General features: G+C 42.3%; 22 protein-coding genes. 6 read left to right on the forward strand and 16 right to left on the reverse strand.

The window, feature by feature from the left end:
• Positions 1-3: 3 nt before the first annotated feature.
• The 11 genes from R2Q66_RS15835 to gap form a co-directional block, all read right to left on the reverse strand.
• Positions 4-1,170: an FtsW/RodA/SpoVE family cell cycle protein gene (locus R2Q66_RS15835; protein WP_316750709.1), complete on the reverse strand. Its 1,167-nt coding sequence runs from the start codon at positions 1,168-1,170 to the stop codon at positions 4-6.
• A 3-nt stretch (positions 1,171-1,173) separates the two neighbouring features.
• On the reverse strand, positions 1,174-2,517 hold the full coding sequence (gene murD, locus R2Q66_RS15840; RefSeq protein WP_316750711.1) for a UDP-N-acetylmuramoyl-L-alanine--D-glutamate ligase: 1,344 nt from the start codon (positions 2,515-2,517) through the stop codon (positions 1,174-1,176).
• Positions 2,517-3,767, reverse strand: coding sequence for a phospho-N-acetylmuramoyl-pentapeptide-transferase (gene mraY / locus R2Q66_RS15845; RefSeq protein ID WP_316750713.1), 1,251 nt, complete (start codon positions 3,765-3,767; stop codon positions 2,517-2,519). The genes murD and mraY overlap by 1 nt, the downstream gene beginning before the upstream one ends.
• Positions 3,767-5,224, reverse strand: a complete 1,458-nt coding sequence (locus R2Q66_RS15850; protein ID WP_316750715.1) for a UDP-N-acetylmuramoyl-L-alanyl-D-glutamate--2,6-diaminopimelate ligase — start codon at positions 5,222-5,224, stop codon at positions 3,767-3,769. The genes mraY and R2Q66_RS15850 overlap by 1 nt, the downstream gene beginning before the upstream one ends.
• A gap of 1 nt (position 5,225) precedes the next feature.
• Entirely contained in the window at positions 5,226-7,328 is a 2,103-nt protein-coding gene (locus R2Q66_RS15855; RefSeq protein WP_316750717.1) for a penicillin-binding protein, read from the reverse strand.
• The gene (locus R2Q66_RS15860) at positions 7,318-7,737 is read right to left on the reverse strand and encodes an FtsL-like putative cell division protein (RefSeq protein WP_316750719.1); all 420 of its coding nucleotides are present in this window, start codon (positions 7,735-7,737) and stop codon (positions 7,318-7,320) included. Before R2Q66_RS15860 ends, R2Q66_RS15855 begins: the two co-directional genes overlap by 11 nt.
• Positions 7,734-8,639 (reverse strand): 16S rRNA (cytosine(1402)-N(4))-methyltransferase RsmH, encoded by a 906-nt coding sequence (rsmH, locus tag R2Q66_RS15865; protein ID WP_316750721.1) that lies wholly within the window; start codon positions 8,637-8,639, stop codon positions 7,734-7,736. The genes R2Q66_RS15860 and rsmH overlap by 4 nt, the downstream gene beginning before the upstream one ends.
• The gene (gene mraZ, locus R2Q66_RS15870) at positions 8,629-9,102 is read right to left on the reverse strand and encodes a division/cell wall cluster transcriptional repressor MraZ (protein ID WP_316750723.1); all 474 of its coding nucleotides are present in this window, start codon (positions 9,100-9,102) and stop codon (positions 8,629-8,631) included. Before mraZ ends, rsmH begins: the two co-directional genes overlap by 11 nt.
• A gap of 204 nt (positions 9,103-9,306) precedes the next feature.
• Positions 9,307-10,500, reverse strand: a complete 1,194-nt coding sequence (locus R2Q66_RS15875) for a phosphoglycerate kinase (protein ID WP_316750725.1) — start codon at positions 10,498-10,500, stop codon at positions 9,307-9,309.
• Positions 10,501-10,542: 42 nt separating this feature from the next.
• Positions 10,543-10,971: a GNAT family N-acetyltransferase gene (locus tag R2Q66_RS15880; protein ID WP_316750728.1), complete on the reverse strand. Its 429-nt coding sequence runs from the start codon at positions 10,969-10,971 to the stop codon at positions 10,543-10,545.
• A complete protein-coding gene (gap, locus tag R2Q66_RS15885) occupies positions 10,964-11,959 on the reverse strand; it encodes a type I glyceraldehyde-3-phosphate dehydrogenase (protein ID WP_316750730.1) in 996 nt (331 codons plus the stop codon). Before gap ends, R2Q66_RS15880 begins: the two co-directional genes overlap by 8 nt.
• A 674-nt stretch (positions 11,960-12,633) precedes the next feature.
• On the opposite strand from gap, the gene R2Q66_RS15890 reads away from it, so the two are divergent.
• The 3 genes from R2Q66_RS15890 (at position 12,634) to R2Q66_RS15900 (ending at position 15,923) form a co-directional block, all read left to right on the forward strand.
• The gene (locus R2Q66_RS15890; RefSeq protein ID WP_316750732.1) at positions 12,634-13,851 is read left to right on the forward strand and encodes an MBOAT family O-acyltransferase; all 1,218 of its coding nucleotides are present in this window, start codon (positions 12,634-12,636) and stop codon (positions 13,849-13,851) included.
• 69 nt (positions 13,852-13,920) lie between these two features.
• On the forward strand, positions 13,921-14,877 hold the full coding sequence (locus tag R2Q66_RS15895) for a hypothetical protein (RefSeq protein ID WP_316750734.1): 957 nt from the start codon (positions 13,921-13,923) through the stop codon (positions 14,875-14,877).
• A 119-nt stretch (positions 14,878-14,996) separates the two neighbouring features.
• On the forward strand, positions 14,997-15,923 hold the full coding sequence (locus R2Q66_RS15900) for a sugar phosphate isomerase/epimerase (protein WP_316750735.1): 927 nt from the start codon (positions 14,997-14,999) through the stop codon (positions 15,921-15,923).
• A gap of 84 nt (positions 15,924-16,007) precedes the next feature.
• On the opposite strand, the gene R2Q66_RS15905 is transcribed toward R2Q66_RS15900, so the two are convergent.
• From R2Q66_RS15905 to R2Q66_RS15920, 4 genes are all read right to left on the reverse strand, one after another.
• Positions 16,008-16,871, reverse strand: a complete 864-nt coding sequence (locus R2Q66_RS15905; protein WP_316750737.1) for a glycine betaine ABC transporter substrate-binding protein — start codon at positions 16,869-16,871, stop codon at positions 16,008-16,010.
• A gap of 107 nt (positions 16,872-16,978) precedes the next feature.
• Entirely contained in the window at positions 16,979-17,806 is an 828-nt protein-coding gene (locus tag R2Q66_RS15910; protein ID WP_316750739.1) for a proline/glycine betaine ABC transporter permease, read from the reverse strand.
• The gene (locus R2Q66_RS15915; RefSeq protein WP_316750741.1) at positions 17,806-19,155 is read right to left on the reverse strand and encodes a glycine betaine/L-proline ABC transporter ATP-binding protein; all 1,350 of its coding nucleotides are present in this window, start codon (positions 19,153-19,155) and stop codon (positions 17,806-17,808) included. The genes R2Q66_RS15910 and R2Q66_RS15915 overlap by 1 nt, the downstream gene beginning before the upstream one ends.
• Complete coding sequence (locus R2Q66_RS15920; protein ID WP_316750743.1) at positions 19,082-20,398, reverse strand: hypothetical protein; 1,317 nt, start codon at positions 20,396-20,398, stop codon at positions 19,082-19,084. Before R2Q66_RS15920 ends, R2Q66_RS15915 begins: the two co-directional genes overlap by 74 nt.
• A 322-nt stretch (positions 20,399-20,720) precedes the next feature.
• Between R2Q66_RS15920 and R2Q66_RS15925 the strand changes: the two genes are divergently transcribed.
• The 3 genes from R2Q66_RS15925 to R2Q66_RS15935 all read left to right on the forward strand — a co-directional run bounded on the left by R2Q66_RS15925 (position 20,721) and on the right by R2Q66_RS15935 (position 23,903).
• On the forward strand, positions 20,721-21,314 hold the full coding sequence (locus tag R2Q66_RS15925) for an HD domain-containing protein (protein ID WP_316750745.1): 594 nt from the start codon (positions 20,721-20,723) through the stop codon (positions 21,312-21,314).
• A 362-nt stretch (positions 21,315-21,676) separates the two neighbouring features.
• Positions 21,677-22,513 (forward strand): DUF6266 family protein, encoded by an 837-nt coding sequence (locus tag R2Q66_RS15930; RefSeq protein ID WP_316750747.1) that lies wholly within the window; start codon positions 21,677-21,679, stop codon positions 22,511-22,513.
• 163 nt (positions 22,514-22,676) lie between these two features.
• Entirely contained in the window at positions 22,677-23,903 is a 1,227-nt protein-coding gene (locus R2Q66_RS15935) for a TCR/Tet family MFS transporter (RefSeq protein WP_316750748.1), read from the forward strand.
• On the opposite strand, the gene R2Q66_RS15940 is transcribed toward R2Q66_RS15935, so the two are convergent.
• On the reverse strand, positions 23,904-24,431 hold the full coding sequence (locus R2Q66_RS15940; RefSeq protein ID WP_316750750.1) for a GNAT family N-acetyltransferase: 528 nt from the start codon (positions 24,429-24,431) through the stop codon (positions 23,904-23,906).
• Between the last annotated feature and the right edge of the window lie 21 nt (positions 24,432-24,452).

Raw genomic sequence — 24,452 nt, forward strand, 5'->3', positions numbered from 1 at the left:
GCTCTAATCCACTGCAGGTATTTCACCTACAACTACTTTTTTATTACTATTCTCTTCTACATCCCTGCTCACACTCAGGATAATTCCAAAGGCGATACTGGTAAAAATCATCGAGGTACCTCCCATGCTTACCAAGGGTAAAGGCACCCCGGTAACCGGACCTAAACCTACCGCTACGGCCATATTCGCAAAAGCCTGTATCGTCAGACTAAAACTTAAACCCGCAGCGAGTAAAGCCCCGAAGGCCTTGGGACTCTGCGTCACAATCCGGACGCATCGATAGAGCAGTACCAGGTACAGCACAATCACCGTCATTGCTCCTACTAAACCATATTCCTCCACGATAATCGCGAAGATAAAATCTGAGTACGGGTGAGGTAAAAAGTTCCTTTGCGTACTATTTCCCGGGCCTTTTCCAAAAACACCACCTGTTGCCAGGGCGATTTTAGATTGATCCGCCTGATAAGTTTTATCAGAATTCTGCATCTCCGGATGCAAAAAGGAGTTTACCCTTGATTTATACGTTCCTGCTCTCGGTCCTAAAAACACGATGAACAACAGCAATACAGCACCACCGGCACATACGATAGAAATCTGTTTGATGGAAATCCTGCCGATGATCAGCAATAAGATACTTACGCCAAACAACATAATTGCGGTCGATAAATTCGCCCAGGCAATCAGTGCAAAAACCACACAAACCGAACCCATAATCGGGACAAAAGCTTCTTTTACATCCTTAATATTTTCTTGCTTCTTCGTTAGCATCCTCGCCAGAAAGGTAATCAAGGCCAGTTTTGCTAAATCGGAAGTCTGGAAAGTCAAGCCAATCACAGGAATCTTCACCCAACGGGAAGCCTCATTGATGTTCGCTCCAAATACCGCTGTATAGAACAGCAATGGGATGGTGATGATCATCAGGACCTTGGAGATCCCTGCATAATATTTATAATCCAGTAAATGCGCAATATAAATCATCCCTATACCCATGATCACGAAGATCAGGTGTTTTGTCAATAAGACCTTTTCAACGGTTTTATTCACTTTATAGGCATACGTACCCGTAGCACTATACACGGTAAGTATAGAGATCAGCGACAACAGGATAATGATCAGCCATATCCAGCGATCTCCTTTTGTCTTGTCTAAAATCTGATTAATTGCGATCATAACTTATAGTTCCTTCACAGCCATTTTAAACTGATTACCACGGTCTTCGTAATTTTTGAACAGGTCAAAACTTGCGCAGGCCGGCGATAACAGCACCGTATTCCCTTTATTTGCCAGATGGTAAGCCACCTGAACCGCTTCATTTGCAGAAAACGTATTCACAATCACTTCCACATCATCCTCAAAGGCCTCATGGATTCTCTTATTATCACGCCCCAGGCATACGATCGCCCTTACTTTCTCACGAACCAGGTCTTTCAGCATACTATAGTCATTGCCTTTGTCTACCCCACCCATAATCAGGATCACGCCAGGATTTACACTTTCCAGCGCATACCAGGTAGAGTTTACATTGGTCGCTTTAGAATCGTTGATATACTCCACACCGGAGATTTTACCTACATTTTCTAAACGATGCTCAATGTTTTTGAAATCACTCATGCTCTCACGAATCACGGAATTTTTGATATCCAATATTTTCGCAACTATGCCCGCAGCCATAGAATTATAAACATTATGCTTGCCTTGCAAGGCTAATTCTGTGATCGACATGGTTAATTCCTCTTTTAAGTTTAGATTGATGTGTAAGTTATTGCCCTCAAGGTAGGCGCCGTTTTCAATCTCCTTACGGATAGAAAAAGCAACCATTTTTGAGTTGATTTTGACTGACTTCATCGCTTTCAAAGTCTCGTCGTCATCAGCACAATAAATGAAAACATCATCACTCTGCTGATTTTGAGTAATCCGCAATTTCGAGGCTGCATAATTACTCAGTTTATAATCGTACCGGTCCAAATGATCCGGCGTAATGTTCAATAAGATGGAGATATCGGCTCTGAAATCATACATATCATCCAGCATAAAACTGGAAATTTCCAATACGTAATAGTCAAAATCAGCCGTTGCGACTAAAGCGGCAAAGCTATTTCCAATATTTCCTGCCAATGCAACGTTCAATCCCGCATTTTTCAAAATGTGGTACGTCAACATGGAAGTCGTTGTTTTACCATTAGACCCGGTGATACAGATTGTTTTCGCCTTGGTATATCTTTTCGCAAACTCAATCTCCGAGATCACTGAAATGCCTTTAGCTTTCAGCGCTTTGATCATTGGAGCCGTTTCCGGAATACCCGGGCTCTTGACCACCTCTACCGCATTCAGAATCAGATCAGCGGTATGCTGCTGCTCTTCAAACGCGATATTCAGTTCCTGCAAACGTTCTTTATACTGCGAAGGGATGGTACCAAAATCAGATACAAAAACTTCAAATCCTTGTTTCTGCGCTAACATTGCTGCACCTACACCGCTTTCACCGGCTCCTAAAACGACTATCCTTTGCTTTTCCATTATCGAAGTTTTAAAGTAATGATCGTAATGATGGCCAATAAAATTCCAATAATCCAGAACCGCGTTACGATTTTGGCTTCATGATATCCTTTTTTCTGATAGTGGTGGTGTAAAGGGGACATCAAAAATACCCTTTTTCCCTCTCCAAACCGCTTTTTTGTATATTTAAAATAGCTCACCTGGATGATAACCGATAAGTTTTCTATCAGGAATACCCCACATAAAACCGGAATCAACAACTCCTTACGGATCATGATCGCGAAAGCGGCAATGATACCACCAATCGCCAGACTTCCGGTATCACCCATAAACACCTGTGCAGGGTAAGAGTTATACCATAAAAAGCCCACACAAGCCCCAACAAAGGCACCTGCGAAAATCATCAGCTCCCCCGAATTCGGAATGTACATGATGTTCAGGTAATCAGCAATCACGGTATTACCCGATACATAGGCCAATAAACCAAGTGTAATCCCGATAATGGCGGAGGTTCCCGTGGCCAGCCCGTCAATCCCATCCGTGATATTTGCCCCGTTGGAAACCGCTGTCACAATGATGACCACGAAAAACAAGAACACAAACACCGAATATTTCTCATAGCCATCGCCTAAAAACTTCAGGACTTTGGCGTAATCAAACTCATTATTTTTATAGAAAGGAACGTTAGTCAGCGTAGATTTCACATCCTGCGTATAGTAAAAGCTCTCTCCTTTTTGTCTCAATACCATTGGCGTAGTCGAAGCTTTAGAAACCGTAGACTCATCTACTGTTTGTCTCACTACAATATTAGGATTGAAATACATTGTCCAGCCAATAATCAAAGCCAGACCAACCTGACCTACAATTTTAAACCTACCTGCTAAACCTTCTTTATTCTTCCTGAAAACCTTGATATAATCATCTACAAAGCCGATAATCCCCATCCAAACGGTGGTGATGATCATCAGTAATACATAGATATTAGAAAGGTTAGCCAGTAAAAGTGTTGGCACCAAAATACCCAGCAGGATCATGATTCCACCCATCGTAGGCGTACCTGCTTTTTGCATTTGTCCTTCCAGACCCAGGTTTCTAACGGTTTCACCCACCTGCATTTTTTGCAGATAGTTGATGATGCTACGACCAAAAACGGTGGTAATGATTAGAGAAATGATGATCGCTAAAGAAGTACGGAAAGTGATGTATTGAAACAACCTCAATCCAGGGAAATCGTAATTTGCGTTTAGGTACTCGAATAAATAATATAACATTAGCTGATCAAGTTTAACTGTTCCATTAATATTTCCTTATCATCGAAATGATACCTTACGCCATTGATTTCCTGATACTTTTCATGCCCTTTACCAGCAAGCAGGATGATATCTCCTGGTTTTGCTAAATGGCAAGCCGTTTTAATCGCTTCTCTTCTATCTACTATGCTCAACGTCTTCCTTTTATTTGTGGGCGAAACACCCTTTTCCATTTCCTCTACTATCGTTTGTGGATTCTCTGATCTCGGGTTATCCGAAGTCAGGATCACCTTATCGCTCCAATCGCAGGCCACCTGTGCCATGATCGGGCGTTTCGTTTTGTCTCTGTCGCCACCACAACCGATGATCGTAATCACCTGCTCTGTGCCTTTTCTAATGTCAGCAATTGTGCTCAATACATTCTGCACCGCATCCGGTGTATGTGCATAATCCACAATCCCGATGATCTGATTACCGGAAGTAATGTAATCAAACCTGCCTTCAGCCCCCGTAAGGTTACTCAAAGCAGTTAACACCTCCAGTTTATCTTCGCCTAATAAAACTGCCGTACCGTAAACAGCGAGCAGGTTATAGGCATTGAAAGAACCAACCAGTTTAAAGAATACATCTGCCTGATCAATATCCAGGTGTAGACCATTGAAACTATTTTCTACAACCTTCGCTTTAAAATTAGCCAGTTGCTTTAAGGCATAAGTCATTTTCGTTGCTTTGGTATTCTGCAACATCACCATACCGTTTCTATCGTCCAGATTGGTCAGTGCAAAAGCATCCGATGGCAAACCATCAAAAAACGCTTTCTTCGCTTTAATGTAATTGTCGAACGTTTTATGGAAGTCCAGATGATCATGACTGATGTTCGAAAACACGCCACCTACAAAATGTAAACCTTCAATACGGTGTTGTACAACGGCATGAGAACTCACTTCCATGAAGCAATACTCACAACCTGCATCCACCATTTGTTGCAACAATTGATTTAAAGCCAATGGATTAGGTGTAGTATGCGTAGCCGGAATCACTAAATCATCGATGTGATTCTGTACCGTAGAAATCAATCCTACATGATAACCCAGGGTACGGAAAAGCTTAAACAAGATCGTTGCGATCGTCGTTTTACCATTCGTACCGGTAATACCCACCAATTTCAGCTTTGAAGAAGGATTGCCATAATAATTGGCTGCCATTTCTCCTAAGGCTACCGAACTATTGTCTACCTGTATATAAACTACTCCCGGAACGGTCTGCGCAGGGATCTGCTCACACACGATGACCGAAGCACCTGCCTGTATCGTATTGTCAATATATTTATGTCCATCTGAAAGTGTTCCTTTTATTGCAAAGAACACCGAATCTTTAACCACCTGACGGGAATCAAAAACAAGCGCAGTAATCTCCCTGTTGGTAGAACCCACCAGGTTTGTTATTGCGATTCCATATAAAACGTCTTGTAATTGCATATTATCTTAATTCTAAATCTACACCCAATCCTCTACCTATTTTGCTGCCGGAAGGGATCGACTGACTAAAGACCTTTCCACTACCTACAACTCTTGTTTTTAAACCCGCATTTCCTAAAAGATATAAAGCATCTTTCAGGCCCATTCCATTTACATTAGGCATAACCCCTTTAACGGCGCTATACGCTTCGTACACGACACCATTATTGGTATCAATGCTATTGAAATAATCCGACTTTGCGGCATATAAAGCCTTGATTCCGAAAGCGCTGTACACTTTCTTAACCGCTTTACTCTGACCCGACTTCGCTTCAGGATTCTTAGTATTGCCCACTAAATGATCCTGAACATTGTTATACATTTCGATATCACTTGCGTAAATACGATCTGCAATTTCTTTAAATACCGGCCCAGCTACTGTTGCCCCATAATAACCGTTCTTAGGGCCATTGATAGAAACCATAATTGAGTATTTCGGTTTATCAGCAGGGAAGTATCCGCAAAATGAAGCCTGATAACTTCTTTTCGCTTTATATCCTTTATTACCATCGGCTACCTGTGCGGTCCCTGTTTTTCCTGCAACGCGATAAAACGGAGAAGCCATCAGTTTACCGGTTCCTTTGGTCACCACTGCTTCCAGCATGGCTTGTAATTTCTTTACGGTTTTATCAGAACAAATCTGTTCCGAAATCACCTTGGCATGAAACTGCTCAATCGGGTTACCCAATCTTCTGATTTCGCTTACAAAAATTGGTGCAATGTATTTCCCATCATTAGCTACTGCATTATAAAATGCCAGCATCTGTAAAGGGGTAATCAGCATTTCATAACCATAGGCCATCTGAGCCAGAGTCAGGTTCTTATTCCAGCTTCTGTTAGAAGGGTTTTTGATCACGGGTTGCGCTTCACCAGGAATCTGTAAACCCATTTTCTCGTTCATATGAATGTCATACAAATGATCCGTAAACTGCGAAGGGTTATCCTTATAATGCGTATTTACCAGTTTAGCAATCGCTGTATTTGCCGACTGCTCAAAAGCTTTCATTACCGTTACGACCCCAATACCACCGTGTGAATCCTTAATCGTATGTCCCGGAACACGGTAAAAACCATCTCCCGTATCTACTAAAGTATTCGTATCTACCTTTTTATCTTCCAGCAAAGCCATGTAAGAAGCCAGCTTAAAGGTAGAACCCGGATCCTGACTACCGCCAATCGCATAGTTAAATTTCTCTTCGTAAACCCCTTCAGATACCCTGGTGTAATTGGCTACGGCTCTCACCTCACCTGTATTTACTTCCATCAGAATCACCGTACCATGGTCTGCATCACTCAGTTTCAGCTGTCTTTCCAAAGCGGTCTGTGCTAAATCCTGCATGTTGATATCGATGGTAGAGATGATATCTGCTCCTTCTTTAGGGGCAACCTCTGCTTCATCATTTACCGGCATCCATACGCCACCGGCGATACGTTGTACCAGTCTTTTTCCGCTTTCACCGTTGATGTAATTGCCGAAAGCACCTTCCAGACCTACACCATTGGCCACGTTTTCATTTTTATAACCAATCGTTCTGGAAGCCAGAAATTTGAATGGTTTAATTCTTTTATTTTGTTGTACCGCGATTAAGCCCCCAGAATACTTACCAATATTGTATAAAGGAAAGGTTCTGATTGTTTTCAATTCCTGATAGCCTACTTTACGTTTGATCAACAGGTAACGCACACTATCCTGTCTGGCAGAACGCAGGTAACGCGAATATTCTTTAGGGCTTTTATCCTTAAAGAACTCCGATAATTTCATCGCTAAAGAGTCTACTTTAGCATAGAACACCTTATTATCATCAATCCCACCGGCATACAAATCCATCCTCAATTCATATTCAGGGATAGAAGTAGCCAGCAGACTGCCATCTGAGGAATAAATATTTCCACGTGCAGCTTCCACATTGATATACTTAGTAGAGAGGCTATCGGCCATGGCGCGCCACTTATGCCCCTCTACAAATTGTACATCGCATAGTCTGACCAATACTGCTACGGCAAGCAGTACAATCAGTCCAAATGACAGATAAACACGTAGTAATATGTTTGCTCTAATGTTCATTAGCGGGTATCACAATTTTTTTAGGGGGTTCAGTTAATTCTTTAATCCCTAGCGTATCTACTTTTTTAGCAACTTCAGTCAGCTTACTTTTGAACATTAAATCTGCTTTCAGCGATTTAAATTCCCAGCTTAACTCTTTTACTTCTTTATTTAACTTATCAATACTTCTGATGTTCTTCACTGCCATGTGGCTGTTTGCGATGTAAAGCATACACAAAACTGACAAAAACAGTAAAAACGGTAACATATCTGTTGCCGCTTCCTTAGTCACTACCCCTTCGGTAAATAACTTTTTAAAGAACGCTTTACCACTCTCAGGCTCCCTCTGCTTCTTCCGGGGTTTCTTAATCTGAATTTCTTCAGCCTCCGGATCTTCCTCTTCTATATTTTGCCTGAACTGGTTATTCATAGTTTTTCTCCAATTCTGAGTTTCGCACTCCTTGCGCGACTGTTGCGTTCCAACTCTTCATCGTTAGCAATCACCGCTTTTCTGGTAATGATTTTATATGGTTTTTGTTCATTACCATAAAAATCTTTCTCTACTTCACCTCTGAATTTACCCTTCTGTATGAAACTTTTTACCGGTCTGTCTTCCAGCGAATGGTAAGACATCACGACCAAACGGCCACCTGGTTTCAGGATATCAGCTGTTTGCTCTAAAAAGTTCTCCAATACTTCAATTTCTTTGTTCACTTCAATGCGTAAAGCCTGAAAAACCTGAGCCATATACTTGTTTTCCTTCCCTTTAGGGATATGGGCACCAGCAGCTCTTTTAAAATCCGCAAGGGTTTTAATCGGTTGTTCCACACGACCAGTCACAACGGCACGGGCCAGTGACTTTGCATTTTTCACTTCCCCATAAATTCCGAAAATCTTGTGTAGTTTATCTTCTGCATAGGTATTCAATACATCGGCAGCTGTTAAAGCGCCTTGTTTGTCCATACGCATATCCAGGTCAGATTCAAATCTGGTAGAGAAGCCACGTTCCGGAACATCAAACTGATGTGAGGAAACGCCTAAATCCGCCAGAATACCATCTACCGCTCTATAACCCAGCAAGCGCAGGTTATTTTTGATGAAGGCAAAATTCTGATCTACAAAAATGAAACGTGGGTCATCAATTTTGTTCCTTTGTGCATCAGGATCCTGATCAAAGGCGATCAACACCCCGTCTTTTCCTAAATGTTTCAGGATTTCTCTTGAATGTCCGCCACCACCAAAGGTAACGTCCACATATACGCCATCGGGTTTGATATTCAAACCTTCGATACATTCTTTCAACATGACAGGAATGTGGTAACTATTCTCCATCGCTCCTCCTATTTTTATTACCCATTACTTCTTCTGCAAGTTTTGAAAAGTCAGCCGGCTCCTGATCAAACAAAGCATCATATCCTTTTTTCGACCATACCTCGATCTTATCAAACTGACAGGCTAAAACCAACTCGGTGTTGATTTCAATGCCTACAGACTCCAATAAAGATTTAGGTAAATTAACCCTTCCTGCTGCATCCAACGTCAATTCCGTTGCGCCACGCGTGAAGTATCGAATAAATTCTCTGTTTTTTTGTTCGTATGGATTCAACTTACTCAACTCTTCCACTATTCCTTCCCATACTTTTTTCGGGTAGATCACGAGGTGTTTTTCAAAACCTCTATTGATCACAAGTCCCTCTACCTCAACATCAGGCAATTGTTTTTTCAGAGACGAAGGAACCATCAAGCGGCCTTTCGCATCCAATTTACAATCAAACTCTCCTAACAGTTGAACCATTTCTTTATGTGGTCTTTATAATGTAGTGTAAAAATAGATATTTCTACCACTTTTTACCACATTCTACCACAAAAAATTATCAACATAATTCATACCACTTTTTTTGTGCCCTGGCGTCACCGAAAACACAGTAAATGAGGTGGTAAAAAAAACTGGCGCATCGCAAAATAGCGAAACGCCTGTCCTGTTTATCAGTCAATATAATTAGCTATTGATGGCCTTTACACCAGGTAATTCTTTACCTTCCATGTACTCCAATAATGCACCACCACCGGTAGAAACATAGCTCACTTTATCCTCTAAATTGAATTTCGCGATGGCCGCAGCAGAATCGCCACCACCAATCAGTGAAAACGCGCCATTATCCTGAGTAGCAGCGACAACCGCATTAGCAATTGCACGTGTTCCCTGTTCGAAGTTTGCCATTTCGAAAACACCCATCGGGCCATTCCAAAGCAAAGTTTTCGAAGCTTTGATTACTTCAGAAAATAAAGCGATAGTTTTTGGACCTATGTCCAGACCCATCCAGTCCGCAGGAATACAACCCGTATCCACGTTTTTCTTTTCTGCTTCATTGGAGAATTTATCCGCAATTACGGTATCCAAAGGAAGGTAGATATTTACGCCTTTAGCTTTCGCTTTATCCAGCAATTCCAGGCAAAGTGCCATTCTGTCTTCCTCTAAAAGAGAAGTACCGATTTCGCCACCCTGAGCCTTTGCAAAAGTATAAGCCATACCACCACCGATGATCAGGTTATCTACTTTATCCAACAGGCTTTCGATTAATAAAATTTTATCAGATACTTTCGCACCACCCATGATTGCCGTGAAAGGTCTCACTGGGTATTCAGTCACTTTCTCCGCATTTTTAAGCTCTTCAGCCATTAAATAACCGAAGTATTTAGCCTCAGGAAAGAACTCAGCGATGATTGCTGTAGAGGCATGCGCACGGTGTGCAGTACCAAAAGCATCATTCACATACACATCACCTAATTTCGATAATTTCTCTGCAAAATCTTGATCTCCCTTTTCTTCTTCTTTGTAGAAACGAAGGTTTTCCAATAGTAAAACTTGTCCTGGCTCCAGGTTTCTCGCTTTATCTACGGCTTCTTCTCCAATACAATCATTTGCAAACTTCACTTCCAGGTCTAACATTCTGGAAAGGTCACCTAAGATGTGTTTCAAAGAAAATTTGTCTTCAGGACCGTTTTTTGGACGACCTAAATGCGACATCAGGATAACCGAACCACCATCATTCAGAATTTTAGTAATGGTAGGCAAAGCCGCACGCATTCTTTTATCGTCTGTAATGTTGAATTCAGCATCCAAAGGCACATTAAAATCTACCCTTACTAAAGCTTTCTTATCTTTGAAATTACACTGGTCTATTGTTCTCATTATTGTTATTGTTTAGAATTATTGGTTTTGAATGGTGTTCATTTATAGTTTCCTGAGCATATCAAAATGCGGACCTACGCCCGGAATCTGAAACTCTTCAGAAATCAGCACAAAGCCCAGCTTCTCATAAAAAGGAGCGGCTGTACTACGTGCGTTGCACCAAATATAAGCAGCATTCGCTGATGTCAGTTCATCAATTGCAAATTTTATCAGCTTTGCACCGTATCCTTTCCCTGCAAAGGCAGGATCAGAAGCCATACCGCGCAAGCGAAAACCTCCTGCACCTTGCTCCAATCGATCTTCGGGGAAGAAAGTAGCTACCGTAACCAGCTGCGTTCCTTCAAAACAACCCAGGTGAAAAACACCTTCCTGCGCGTCCTGAGGGAAGATACACTGTGCATAGGGCATCCCATTTCTCAACACTAAACTTCTTAAAGGCAGGGTCTCTGCCGCCGTTATTTTTTTAATCATTTATCGCTGCAATTTTTTGAACCAGATCTACCAAACGGGCAGAATAACCAGACTCATTATCATACCAACCCACCACTTTCACCATGTCGCCAACGATAGAGGTCAGCTGCGCGTCAAAGATGCAGGAATGCGGGTTGTCTAGAATATCAACGGAAACTATAGGGTCTTCGGTATATTCCAGCAGCCCTTTTAATTCATTTTCTGATGCTTTTTTGAAAGCCGCATTGATTTCTTCGATGGTTGTGGTTGATTTCAGGAGACAGGTAAAATCGGTTAAGGAGCCGTTTAACACGGGAACCCTGATCCCGGCACCCCCTAATTTTCCTTCCAGATGAGGGAAAATATTGGTGATCGCTTTTGCCGCACCGGTACTGGTGGGAATGATGGAAGCCGAAGCCGCTCTGGCCCTTCTTAAATCTTTATGTGGTCCGTCATGGAGGTTCTGATCCCCGGTCATGGAGTGGATCGTGGTAATGTAACCTTCTAAAACACCCCAGTTGTCGTCCAGGATTTTCACCATAGGTGCCACGTTGTTCGTGGTACAGGAAGCGTTAGACAAGATCTCCGATTTCAAATCGATTTCTGTTTCATTAACGCCCAATACTACCATCGGAATGTCTTTATCCGCAGCCGGTGCCGAAATTAACACTTGTTTAGCGCCTGCCTGTAAATGCTGACTTGCCCCTGCTCTGCTCGTAAATTTACCAGTAGATTCCAGGACCAGATCAATCTCTAGCGCTGCCCATGGCAATTCTGCCGGGTTAGATTTCGCATAGACCTGAATTTTCTTTCCGTTAACAATTAAAGCATCAGATTCAAAGCTAACCGTCCCCTTAAATCCGCGGTGAACGGTATCATATTTAAACAAATGCGCCAGTGTTGCAGGATCTCCGAGGTCATTGATGGCCACAACATTGATGTTTTTCTCGATTGCAGTACGTAAAAAGATACGGCCAATCCTACCAAAACCATTAATTGCTATTTTCATTAGGGTATATTTCTTGTCTATTTCTTTGGTTATTTCGCTTACAGTATTCCGGTCATTTATGGAGTTTTACCTCCCCTTCTTCCTGTTTGAATTTTCCAGATCAGCGAAAAGCGGTGATCATCGGATTCAGGAGGCAAAAGTACCTATATTCTGAGTAGAACGGTGATAATTCCGTACTAGAATCTTAAAAATTATGTCATGTTTAATATCGGGAAAGCTGGTCGCCATCCTTGATTGACCCAAACCTTCCCTTATCGATCCGGGCGATCAACATCGCTTAATAAAACTGTGAAAACTGTAAAAAAATAACTGTGAATTAAACGTAAAGGTCTATACATAATGATTCACAGTCGTCATTAATCATGAAATTTTACTTTAGATTTAAGCTAAATTTCATTTATTACCGAATCATTATCCTGAAAAGAGTCTTGAATTCTTATAATTTAAAGCCTATGCTCTTCAACTCAGTTAACTTCGCCCTATTCTTACCTGTAATCTTTTTCTTGTATTGGTTTGTCGCCAATAAGAATTTGAAATTCCAGAATTTACTACTGCTTTACAGCAGTTACTTTTTTTACGCCTGCTGGGATTGGCGCTTCCTTTTTCTTTTAATCTTTTCTACTTTATTAGATTATTTCACGGGAATAAAGATGTTCGAATCCAATAGCAAAAAAATGAAGCGGTTTTGGTTCTGGCTAAGCATCTCCATTAACCTTGGATTCCTGGGGGTCTTTAAGTATTACAATTTCTTCGCCAGCTCCTTCGCAGATGCCTTAGCAAATTTAGGCCTGCAAGTAAATCCATCCACCTTAAGCGTCATCCTTCCTGTAGGAATCTCCTTTTACACTTTTCATGGTTTATCCTATGTAATTGATATTTATAAAGGTAGAATCAATCCGGAACGAAACTTCACAGACTATGCGGTATTTGTGAGCTTCTTTCCGCTACTGGTTGCCGGTCCAATAGAAAGGGCAACCCATCTTTTACCGCAAATTAAGCGGTACAGGCAGTTTGATTACACGAAGGCAGTGGACGGCCTACGGCAAATTTTATGGGGTCTTTTTAAGAAAATAGTCATTGCCGATAACTGTGCGGATATCGCCAACAAGATATTCGACAATCCTGCCGGCCAACCCGGCAGCATGTTACTTTTAGGAGCTGTATTCTTTGCTTTTCAGATCTATGGCGACTTTTCCGGCTATTCTGACATCGCTTTAGGGACAGCCCGGCTTTTTGGAATAGAGCTGTTAAAGAACTTTTCTTTCCCTTATTTTTCCCGCGACATTGCTGAATTCTGGAGGCGCTGGCACATCTCCTTATCCACCTGGTTCCGCGACTACCTCTATATTCCTTTAGGAGGTAGTAAAGGTGGGCTCTGGATGAAAGTCAGAAATACCTTTATCATTTTTCTCGTTAGTGGCTTTTGGCATGGTGCCAACTGGACATTCATCATCTGGGGCGCTTTAAATGCCTTGTTTATCATGCCATCAATTCTATTCAATACCAACAGGGACAATTTAAACATTGTTGCCGAAGGGAAATACCTGCCAGGTCTCCGCGATTTTATGAAAATCGTACTCACCTTTAGCCTGACGGTATTTGCCTGGATATTTTTTAGAGCTAAAAGCGTTTCTGATGCGATAGCTTATGTAAAGGGAATCTTTTCTTCCTCCTTGTTTGTCATGCCGGATGTCCCGGAATCTACCCTGGTTGTTGCGCTGCTTGTTTTCGGATTTCTATTGGTGGAATGGATCGGTAGGGAAGGTAATTTCTCCCTGAGTAACCTCGTTAAACTCCCTGTTACCATTAGATGGCCGTTCTATTTCTGCCTGATACTGCTCCTGTTTATTTATCAGGGAGAAGCTCAAACCTTTATATATTTTCAATTCTAGACAAAATCATTATAGCATGCCTTCAAGGCAATAAACAAGATCGCTTCATCACCTTAAAAACTCTTAATTATGAAAAAGTTTCTGATCAGACTGTTCGTATTTACTTTTGTGATTGGCATTGCCGGCGAAATCATCATCAGAAGGTACAAACTTGTCCCGGATATCCCAAGATTGTACGTTGATAAAACAGGAATACAGCGGTATGTTCCCGGGCAAACCGGATATTATACCAAGGCAAAGACGAAATGGCTGGTTAATAAATATGGTTGGCTTGGCACTGATGATACCAGTAGCGACACCGTTATCTCTATTATAGGGGATTCCTATATTGAAAACATCATGAATCCTCAGTCTTGCAATCAAGGAAGCTTACTTAAATCCAGGTTTAAAGATTACAGCTTCTTCGAAGCCGGAAGATCTGGTGTCACCTTTATCGAAGCCATGCAAATTAGCCGGTTATTAGATACTACTATTCAGCCAAAATTTCACCTGATCTACTTAAGCACCGGAGATATTCCGGAAAGCTCGGCAATCAGTCATCGTTATCCGGATCGGCTACAGATAGATCTAAATACCAATACCATTTTAAACGGGCAGCTAAAAAGTCCGGGGATAAAGAAAGTACTTTACAATATGAAACTGCTGTATTATTTGTACCTGAGGTTTCCCTTGTTTGTAGAGCAGAAAGACAAAGAGAAACATATGGAGGAAACGGAGAAACCGGGTAACATCAAACTGGTTAATGCAAAACCTAAATTCGATGGAAGTGATACGGAGAGATTGTTTAACTATTGTCGGAATCATTACGATATGAAAAAAGTAGTCCTGGTATTTCGTCCGGAAACGGAACAGATCATCATAGACCTGGCAGATAAATATGGGTTTAAGAATATTGTATTAAGTTCAGCGCAGGACGGAACAGATTGGGCTTTAAACGCCAATGATGGACATTGGTCTTGTTATGGACACGGACAGGTGGCAGAACAAATCAGTAAGGTGTTACCAGCACTTTTTTTTCGCGATTGACTTATTGAAAAGAGGCAGAAACTAGCCCGGGGCTGCATTGGTGACACACATTGATTTTTAATTATTTAATGCGAATTAACTAATAATCTGTATTTTGATTTTTCCAGGTATAGATCATTATGAAATACAATCGAAGAGACTTTTTAGGGGCTACTGCGCTTGCAACTACTGCTACCCTTTTGACATCCATGAAAGCATTTGACTCCCCGGGAGTCAGTCCGAATAAAGCCGCAGAAGGCTTTTCATTGCAGATTATGGCACCTTTCTGGGGTTTCCCCGGCTCCGTGACAGCGTTCTGTAAAAAAGCAAAACAAGAGGGCTATGACGGCGTAGAAATCCTATGGTCTCCGGATAGCGCACAAGAGTTGTTTAGCGCCTTAAAACAGTATCAGTTAAGCGTCGGCTTTCTTTGTCGGGGGGATGAACCGCTGCCCGCAGCCAATCTGGCGACTTTTAAAAAGGTACTGAAAGAGGCCGCAGAGAATAAATACATGAAACCGCTGTACATCAATGTGCATTCCGGAAAGGACTTCTTTAAATATGAGGACAACAAAAAATTTATAGATTTTACGGTTAAATATGCCAAAGAAACAGGAGTTCCAATTTACCATGAAACACACAGATCCAGGATGCTTTATTCGGCGCCGGCATCTTTACGGTATCTGGAAGAAAATCAGGATCTGAGGCTAACGCTTGACATCTCCCACTGGTGTAATGTAAGTGAAAGTATGCTGGGAGACCAAAACGAGACCGTAGACCTTGCCCTTTCCCGTACAGACCATATTCACTCCCGGGTTGGCCATGAAGAAGGGCCACAAGTGAGCGACCCGCGTGCACCGGAATGGAAAAATGCGGTAGCCGCACATTTTGCCTGGTGGGACAAAGTAGTAGCGATGAAAAAACAACAAGGAAAAATCCTGACGATGTTAACGGAGTTTGGTCCCTCAGGTTATATGCCTACGCTTCCTTACACCAATGTTCCGGTTGCCAATCAATGGGAAATAAACGTCTATATGATGCAAATCTGGAGGAAAAGATACTCATAGGAATCAAAAGCTCCTATCCGCATAAAACCAAAGGGGCCGTATCCTATAAATGACGCGGCCCCCTTTACTATAATTAAGTGTAAATTATTCCTTATCTGATTTGATAAAAGAACGCAATTGCATTTCTAATTCCTGGTGTTTACCTAACCATTCTACTACTGCTAATTTCTCATTCGGATTATTTTCCAAAGCGGCCATTAAGGAACCTAACTCATCTTCATCCAACTGGAAGTTTCTAAAAAACTCGGCCACCTTTGGTTGTGCGGCAACGAATTTTTTATTAGCAACAGTCTGTATTGTCTCTACTGCACCAAAAACTGCTTTCGGGTCATTCAGGAACTTCAATTTATATGTGCTAAAAATATAATGTGGTGACCAGCCTGTAATCACTACCGGTTTTTTCGCATCGATACTTTTCTTCAATACAGCTAACATGGCTGCTTCACTTGCCGATTGCAATTCCAGTTTCAACCCGTAATCTTTAATCGCCTCCTCTGCTTTGCTCATAATTCCGGCACCTGCATCAATCCCAACAATCTTACCGTCGAACAAAGCTGCATTTGCGTTTAGATCTTCAATACTGTTGATCTTTACATAATCCGGAACTACAAACCCGATTCTTGCGTTTTTGAAATTGGTTCCTAAAACCTCCAGGTTCGGGCCAAATTTCTCCAGGTATTCTTTATGCGTTACCGGCATCCAGGTATCCAGAAAAACATCGGCATCACCACCGGCTACGGCTGCAAAAACAGGGGCTACATCTGCGTTTTTCAACGATACCGTATATCCTTCTTTTTCTAACAAAGCTTTAGAAAGTTGCGTCATCGCTACCCCTTCTGCCCAGTTTACATAAGCAATTGTTACTTTTTTCTCTTCTTTTGCTGGTCCACAGGATGCGATTACACCAATAACCAATGCGGTTAATATACTACCTACTATCTTTTTCATGTTGTATTCTTTTATATAATATGTACTAATTTGCTATGCTAAATTCCAGATCATTTTAAGGATGATCATCATATGTTAAATTCAGGAAACAGCCTTCATTTAAAAGCTTAAACCTTAGCGAGTTTTTTGGCTCCAAACGACTGGGTAATCCGGTCCAGGATAACGGCTAAAATCACTACGGCAATCCCACCTTCAAAACCTAAACCGATTTTTAACTGGGTAATACCTTTCAGTACCACTTCACCTAAACCACCGGCGGCAATCATTGCGGAAACTACCACCATAGAAAGCGCCATCATGATCGTTTGATTTACACCTGCCAGAATTGTTGGCAATGCCAAAGGCAATTCTACTTTAAAAAGCAGTTGACGAGGCGTCGCACCGAAGGAGCGCGTGGCTTCTACGATAGATGCCGGCACCTGGCTGATCCCTAAAGTGGTTAACCTCACTGCTGGCGGCATCGCAAAGATGACCGTTGCAAAAGCTCCGGGAACTTTACCCAGGCCAAAGAACAGCACCGCAGGGATCAGGTAAACGAATGCAGGCATGGTTTGCATTAAATCCAGTATCGGACGGATCACTTTTCCGGCCGTTTTATTTTTAGCTGCCCATATTCCCAATGGAACGCCCATCAGTAAGGCGATAAAAGCCGCTGATAAAATCAGGGCGAGGGTAGCCATCGTCTGGTCCCAATACCCCATTCCCCAGATTAAACCTAGTCCGAGGACACTGAAAACGGTTAAACCCCAACCGGTACGTTTCCAGGCTAAAAATGCGATTAAAGCAATCACGATGTAAAAGGGTGGAAACATCAGTACCCATTCCACGGAATTAACCACGGATTCTACCACGATCTTAATCAGGTTAAAAAATGCACCGAAGTTGAGTGTCAGCCAGTTTATAAATTGTTCTATATATGTCCCTATATGTATCATTAAATAATTTCTTTTTGAAGGTTATCAATTGTATTTCCGGTTACGTTTTCCCAGGTTGCCCCTGTGGTTTCAATCAGCAGGGAGGTTTGGGCAACGATTCCGATCAGTTTATTTGTTTTTTCATCCACTACAGGTACTGCCCTACCGTTTTCTGCGATAAATGGCAGCATTTGTTCTACAGTAGTCTCCGGATAAGCAACGGGAATATCCCTGATAATTGCTTTTTCAATAGAGGTTTCTTTCTGAGCTTTCAGGTCTAAAAGATCTTTCAGGTAAACAAAACCGAGGAAATGTTTATCAATGGATACTGCCGGTAAAGTGGTTAATCCGGAGATACGCATTTTACGTAAACTTCCTTCTACCCCATCCTTTTTGAAAATTGCAACGGTAGGTTTCTCAAACAGCAGACTTGCAGCGGTGATGATCGATTTACGATCTACCTTTTCTACAAAGGAAGCCACGTAATCTGTTGCCGGATTTGTCAAAATATCTTCCGGTGTCCCGATTTGTATAATTTCTCCATCTTTCATGATGGCAATACGGTCTCCCAAACGAATGGCTTCATCCAGATCATGGGTGATAAAAACAATCGTCCGGTGCATTTTTTCCTGGAGGTCGATCAGCTCGTCCTGCATTTGGGTACGGATCAGCGGATCCAGTGCTGAGAAAGCCTCATCCATCAGCAGAATCTCCGGATCATTGGCTAAAGCTCTGGCCAGACCAACACGTTGTTGCATCCCACCGGAAAGCTCGCCGGTATGTTGATTTTCGTAACCACGAAGACTCACCAGATCAATCACAGCTTTCGCTTTTTCTTCTCTTTCTTCTTTCGGAATATCTTGTAACTCCAGTCCGAAAGCCACATTTTCCAATACCGTACGGTGAGGCAGGAGTCCGAAATTCTGGAATACCATAGCCATTTCTTTACGACGAACGGCTTGTAATTCCATATCGCCCAGACTGGTAATATTTCTTTGATTTAGGATGACACTTCCTGAAGTGGGTTCGATTAACCTGTTCAGGCAGCGCAGTAAGCTGGATTTACCACTTCCGGATAATCCCATGATGACAAAAAACTCACCTTCTTCAATGGCGAAGCTGGCATTTTTTACGGCTACTGTACAACCGGTTTGTTTAAGAATCTCTGCTTTAGATTTCCCTTGCTTCAATAAAGCAAGCGCAGTTTCTTTTTCCTTACCAAAAATCAGGGTAAGGTCTTCTATTTTAAGTTTAGACATTTCGATAGATGTGATGTTAAAAGTAAAATCGCTCCGGTTAAAAGTAGTAACCGATGTTGATGTTAAAGCGACTGTGCCATTTGGCGTCTGGATTTCCGGCTGCGAGGCCATTTTGCCATTCAGGGCCTAACCAGGGTTGATTTTTCCCTGCTGCCCAATCCACATAGGTAACCAGATTACCTGCGGTAAGCATCATTCCCAGTACATTCATTTGCGTATCGGTAGCTCCTTGCTGCGTCTTATCCATGTACGAATAGTTTTCGTAAAAGGTGATCTTGCTGATCGGTCCGATGTTAACGGGTTGACTAAAAGCAACGGATGCCGTGTGCAGGAATGCTTTGGTGGCCACATCGTAAGTGGAACCATAGGCACCCAGACTTACGCTGTTGTTATATTGTACCGAATCTGCCAGATGGTATTGATAATACATCGATTGCAGTTTCACATTGAACTTACCAAAAGTAAGGTCGGTATGTGCTGCTGCTGCCCATCTGGAGCCCATATTTCCGGTAGGGATGTTGTAAACACCGCCCAACATTCCAGAAACACCAATTCGTTTATTTTCTGAGAGTAAGTATTCTGTTTTGATATTCCCCTGGTTCAGTTCTTTATTTCTGCCGGCAACATCATAAGAATATCGCGAAGGATCGATGCTGGTTTTATCCCCAAAATCTAGCTCCAATGCACTTTTAAAGAAGGCCAGATCATACACCCAGCGATTGCTGCGTTGATGGAACCTGATTCCCATGGATGCTTTATCTTCAAAGCCCAGGTAGTAGGGAAGGTTAAAAAACCAGTTGTGAGAGTTATATGTGGTGTTCCCGAAGGGATTCTGAACTAGTCCAATTGCGATATTGGTACTGTCGTTGAAGTTATAGGTTAGATAGCCATCTTTTAAGAAAGATCCGCCGGAGGCTTTAGCATAAAACCTGTATTCTGCGTGGAAATCTAGTTTTTTGTGGGAGGCATCTACATTGATTCTGAACATATCCAGTCCGAAATCTCCGCCTCTCTTTACTTGTTCTTTTTTCCAGGAGGAAAGGTTGTAGTTGAACCTTAATGCACCTCCGATTTTGAGTGTAGGCTTGTCTGCCTGTTTTAATGAATCTGCCCTTTTTGCCTGGCCTGCTGTATCCGTCTTATGTTCCGGACTTGCCCTATTTACCTGGCTGAGTCCGGGGAGTTGTCTTTTGGAGTCCGACTGGTTTCCCCGACCTGTGCTGTCCGCCTGATCCGGTTCTGAAGAACGCGAGGCAATGTCGGGCAGTATCGGTATTGGGTCCTGTGCCAAAGCTGTCAAAGGGACAGTAAAAAATAGCATTAAACAGCCTGTGAGCTGTGTGAGTTTTACCATAATTAGTTATTAATACAAATCAGCTGCATTACTGTTTGTAATAAAATGCTTTATATAAAACATTAAATGAAATCAGGGGGCAATCCCCTTAGACATTTGAACAGATTTTCACCTGTTTCTTTTAAAGAAATTGACTAGCAAACTACGATGAATTCGCTGAGGTTTAAATTAAAAACATGACAAAGGTAAGAAAAACAACCCTAAAACCCAAGTAAAGTCCCGAATTAGCTCCCCAATACCGGGGATACACCTGACGGAAATATGATAGAAAAGGGGGAATAAAATCTTACTTTTGGGCGGTTAAAAACCACGATTTACCCTTATGAATTTAACAGCCCTGGCCAAACAAATGGCCTTCATTCACGAAATTGACAAACTCAAATATATACAGCGAAAAACCCGCTTGTTCAACAGTATGCGTCATGAAAACGATGCAGAACACAGCTGGCACCTGGCCATGATGGCGATGGTTCTGGCCGAACATGCCAACGAAAAAGTGGACGTTCAGAAAGTGGTCAAGATGTTGCTCATTCATGATATTGTGGAGATAGATTCGGGAGATATTTTTTTATATGATACCACCGCAAATCACGACAATACTGCCGAGGAGCAGAAGGCTGCAGTGCGGATTTTCGGACTTTTACCCGATGAACAGGCAGAAGAATTTATTTCACTATGGGAAGAATTCGAAGCTGGGATCACCGCAGAATCGAAGTTCGCCAAGACGATAGACCGACTGGAACCTGTGCTCCAAAATGTATCAAATGAAGGCGGAACCTGGAGAGAGTTCGACGTAAAATATGATACAGTCATCCAGAAAACAAGTAAAATGAAGGAAGGATCTGAGGTTTTATGGGACCATACCACTAACTTATTTGACGAAAGTATTGAAAAGGGTATTCTCAAGAAAAGTTAAAGTCCATACCCCCTCCTATCTGCAGCCTGTAGCCTCCTGTTTAACGCAGCAGGCTCCCGCTTCCTTCCGCTCTTCTGAGTGCTTCCTTCCTTAGTTCCCCCTACCGAAGTTGAGGTAAAGGCTAACCTGTGTCTGATATGATCCTATAGTTTTTAAAGTTTTGCCGGGAGTTTAGGAGGTAGTTCCTAGGGCCATGCTGGGTCTGGAGCCCTGTTAACATACTCCTGGCTCCCCTGAGAACTACTAATAATTATTTAAAAATTATAGGCTCATTCCAACTGCATCATGGATTCTTTTCGATACCTTCATCAAAGCTTCCCTAGCAAACAACCTATTCAGCACGAACCCATTAACCCTCTACTATGGCTATCGCTTTAAACGGTCCGCAAGGACATTTCAATGGAAAAATAGGAAACCTTGTTTTCTATATGTTAAACGGCATTCCGGTAGTCCGACGCATCGGACGGGCTGGTAAACCCAGCAAAGCACAACGATCCAATCATTCGGCTATGGCGGTAACCGCTCAACTATTGGGCAACATGAAAGATTTCATCAAGCTCGGTTATGGTTTACAGGCCAAAGGAACACCACAAAACGCGCATAATCTGGCGGTGTCTTTTAACAAAAAACATGCTTTAAAAGGCGAATACCCTAATATTAAAGTCGACTACAATAAAGTGTTGCTGAGTCAGGGCGTTCTTGCTCTGGCGGATGATTTGAAAATGGTAAAAACGGCAACGGGCATAGAGATCAGCTGGAATCCGGACTGCGAAAGAAATCATAAATCCTATGATGATAGTGTCATGATTATGATATGCCACCCTGAATCCAATTCTGGTCATGAGTACCTGAATATAGCCAGAAGGTCGGAAGGACGCTGTTTTATCGGACTAGGAGCGCGTGATATCCATCAACAAGTGGAAGCCTATATTGCTTTCCGCTCTGCTGACGGCGAGAAAATATCAGACAGTGCCTACCTGGGCAACCTGAATGGTGAACAAGAAAGTCCGGAAGAAAAGAACAACCGTGAAAAATATGAGCAGGTTAAAAAACGATTTGATCAGGTAGCGGACTTGTATTACGGGCAGATCAAGGAAAACAGTCTCGAAAATATGAATGATAAAGCTTTCCGGCATTTACGAAAAGAATATCTGGTCTTAAAAGAGAAACTCGGGCAAACGCCGGGGAAGCCTGGTTAAAAAGAATACTGTCGGAAAGAAAAACATTCCTAAACAGCCGGTATTTCTCTGTTAAAAAACGTAAAAGGTAGCCCTTACAGGGAGAGATATGCGATTATAGGATCAGGAAAGAGGATGTATAAATTAAAAGCAATAACTTGCGCCTTCAAATCCTGAAAATTTTATGGCATCATCCAGAAAAGCGGCGTTAAGCTTCATTTTCATCACCATGTTATTGGACGTGATTGGCATTGGGCTGATTATTCCGGTATTCCCTCAATTGATCGAACAATTGATTCATGGCAATATTAGCGAGGCTTCCCAATGGAGCGGCTTGCTCATGTTTGCTTATGCCATCATGCAGTTTATTTGTGCCCCGATCATCGGAAACCTGAGCGATAAATACGGCAGAAGACCGGTGTTACTCTTTTCTTTGTTCGGCTTCGGTATTGATTATATTTTTCTGGCATTAGCCCCTACCATCTGGTGGTTGTTTGTTGGACGTATCATTGCGGGGATGTTTGGCGCCAGCATGACTACCGCTACTGCTTACATTGCCGACATCAGTACGCCGGAAAACCGGGCACAAAACTTCGGTTTAATTGGTGCAGCATTTGGTTTAGGATTTGTAGTTGGCCCTGCTTTAGGTGGCTTACTGGGCGAATTAGGCCCCAGAGTTCCTTTTATTGCCGCGGCTGTCCTTACTTTCATCAATGTGATTTACGGCTATTTTGTCTTGCCGGAATCTTTAGATAAAGCCCACCGACGTCCTTTTGAATGGTCGAAAGCCAACCCTATCGGCTCCTTACTTTGTCTTAAAAAATATAAAGGTGTGGGCGGCTTAATTGTGGCTTTGATCTTTATTTACATCGCTGGTCAGGCTTTACAGAGCACCTGGACCTTCATTAATATCGAACGTTTTCAATGGAATACTTTTCTGATCGGGATCTCGCTAGCCACAGCCGGAATATTGGTTGCCCTGGTACAGGGTGGTTTAATCAGGTATACGAGTCCGCGGTTGGGCAATGAAAAAAGCATTTACATCGGCCTTGCCTTTTCTGTACTCGGTATGCTGTTATTTGCTTTTGCCAACCAGAGCTGGATGATGTTTGCCTTTTTGGTGCCCTACTGTTTAGGCGGAATTGCTGGTCCGGCCTTACAGGCTACGATCTCCCAAAACGTCCCACAGAACGAGCAGGGGGAGCTTCAAGGCGCTTTAACCAGTCTGATGAGTGCCACTTCTATTGTTGGCCCCTTATTGATGACCAATTTATTCGCCTGGTTTACCAGTCCGAAGGCACCCTTTAAATTTTCAGGTGCTCCCTTCCTTGCCGCAGCAGTATTTATGCTGATCAGCTTATGGATTTGCAGGAACACCATGAAAAAGGAATCTTATATCAATAGAAAATAATTAAGGATTTATTCTGATCAGTGTAACCGATGGAAAAGTAACACCGGCTATGCTGATCTCTGCTGTTTCCTCTTGCTGGAAACCATATTGCTCATAAAAACGGATCATTTCCGGGGCAGCAGTGTTTTCCGTGATTTTCAATGCTTCATAAGATTTACAGACATTCAGGCATTTTTCCATCAGAAACTCCTGCGCTCCAGTACCTTTATATTGGTTGAGCAGTTCGAAATCTACGAAATGAACCACACGCTTATCTGTCAAAGCTTCGGGAACATTTCCGTTTCCGCTGAAATAAGCATATCCTGCTGGCTGTTCGTCTACATAAACCACTATCAATTGATTAGAGAAAGTGTTTAAATTGCTGACGATGGTGTTGGTATTGAATTTCTCGTAGAGGTAATTTTCGAGTTGACTGCTATCCAGGATACCTGCATATTTTTCCTTTCCGCGTTGCGTTCCCAGCGTTTGTAGTAAGTCTATTCCCTCTTCAGAGGCTATTGTGAACTTCGTTTTTAGCTTATTTTCCATATGAATATCTGATTTATGATC

The sequence above is a fragment of the Pedobacter gandavensis genome (assembly GCF_032677645.1).
GTDB lineage: Bacteria > Bacteroidota > Bacteroidia > Sphingobacteriales > Sphingobacteriaceae > Pedobacter > Pedobacter gandavensis_A.

Excerpts from the sequence above, each read along its gene's own strand:
- R2Q66_RS15920 (WP_316750743.1), bottom strand. The coding sequence starts at position 20,398 with ATGGTAAAACTCACACAGCTCACAGGCTGTTTAATGCTATTTTTTACT.
- R2Q66_RS15915 (WP_316750741.1), bottom strand. The coding sequence starts at position 19,155 with ATGGCCTCGCAGCCGGAAATCCAGACGCCAAATGGCACAGTCGCTTTA.
- R2Q66_RS15930 (WP_316750747.1), top strand. The coding sequence starts at position 21,677 with ATGGCTATCGCTTTAAACGGTCCGCAAGGACATTTCAATGGAAAAATA.
- R2Q66_RS15910 (WP_316750739.1), bottom strand. The coding sequence starts at position 17,806 with ATGATACATATAGGGACATATATAGAACAATTTATAAACTGGCTGACA.
- gap (WP_316750730.1), bottom strand. The coding sequence starts at position 11,959 with ATGAAAATAGCAATTAATGGTTTTGGTAGGATTGGCCGTATCTTTTTA.
- R2Q66_RS15855 (WP_316750717.1), bottom strand. The coding sequence starts at position 7,328 with ATGAACATTAGAGCAAACATATTACTACGTGTTTATCTGTCATTTGGA.
- R2Q66_RS15895 (WP_316750734.1), top strand. The coding sequence starts at position 13,921 with ATGAAAAAGTTTCTGATCAGACTGTTCGTATTTACTTTTGTGATTGGC.
- R2Q66_RS15890 (WP_316750732.1), top strand. The coding sequence starts at position 12,634 with ATGAAGCGGTTTTGGTTCTGGCTAAGCATCTCCATTAACCTTGGATTC.
- mraZ (WP_316750723.1), bottom strand. The coding sequence starts at position 9,102 with ATGGTTCAACTGTTAGGAGAGTTTGATTGTAAATTGGATGCGAAAGGC.
- R2Q66_RS15850 (WP_316750715.1), bottom strand. The coding sequence starts at position 5,224 with ATGCAATTACAAGACGTTTTATATGGAATCGCAATAACAAACCTGGTG.
- R2Q66_RS15905 (WP_316750737.1), bottom strand. The coding sequence starts at position 16,871 with ATGAAAAAGATAGTAGGTAGTATATTAACCGCATTGGTTATTGGTGTA.
- R2Q66_RS15880 (WP_316750728.1), bottom strand. The coding sequence starts at position 10,971 with ATGATTAAAAAAATAACGGCGGCAGAGACCCTGCCTTTAAGAAGTTTA.
- R2Q66_RS15925 (WP_316750745.1), top strand. The coding sequence starts at position 20,721 with ATGAATTTAACAGCCCTGGCCAAACAAATGGCCTTCATTCACGAAATT.
- rsmH (WP_316750721.1), bottom strand. The coding sequence starts at position 8,639 with ATGGAGAATAGTTACCACATTCCTGTCATGTTGAAAGAATGTATCGAA.
- R2Q66_RS15875 (WP_316750725.1), bottom strand. The coding sequence starts at position 10,500 with ATGAGAACAATAGACCAGTGTAATTTCAAAGATAAGAAAGCTTTAGTA.
- R2Q66_RS15900 (WP_316750735.1), top strand. The coding sequence starts at position 14,997 with ATGAAATACAATCGAAGAGACTTTTTAGGGGCTACTGCGCTTGCAACT.
- R2Q66_RS15940 (WP_316750750.1), bottom strand. The coding sequence starts at position 24,431 with ATGGAAAATAAGCTAAAAACGAAGTTCACAATAGCCTCTGAAGAGGGA.
- R2Q66_RS15935 (WP_316750748.1), top strand. The coding sequence starts at position 22,677 with ATGGCATCATCCAGAAAAGCGGCGTTAAGCTTCATTTTCATCACCATG.
- murD (WP_316750711.1), bottom strand. The coding sequence starts at position 2,517 with ATGGAAAAGCAAAGGATAGTCGTTTTAGGAGCCGGTGAAAGCGGTGTA.
- mraY (WP_316750713.1), bottom strand. The coding sequence starts at position 3,767 with ATGTTATATTATTTATTCGAGTACCTAAACGCAAATTACGATTTCCCT.
- R2Q66_RS15860 (WP_316750719.1), bottom strand. The coding sequence starts at position 7,737 with ATGAATAACCAGTTCAGGCAAAATATAGAAGAGGAAGATCCGGAGGCT.
- R2Q66_RS15835 (WP_316750709.1), bottom strand. The coding sequence starts at position 1,170 with ATGATCGCAATTAATCAGATTTTAGACAAGACAAAAGGAGATCGCTGG.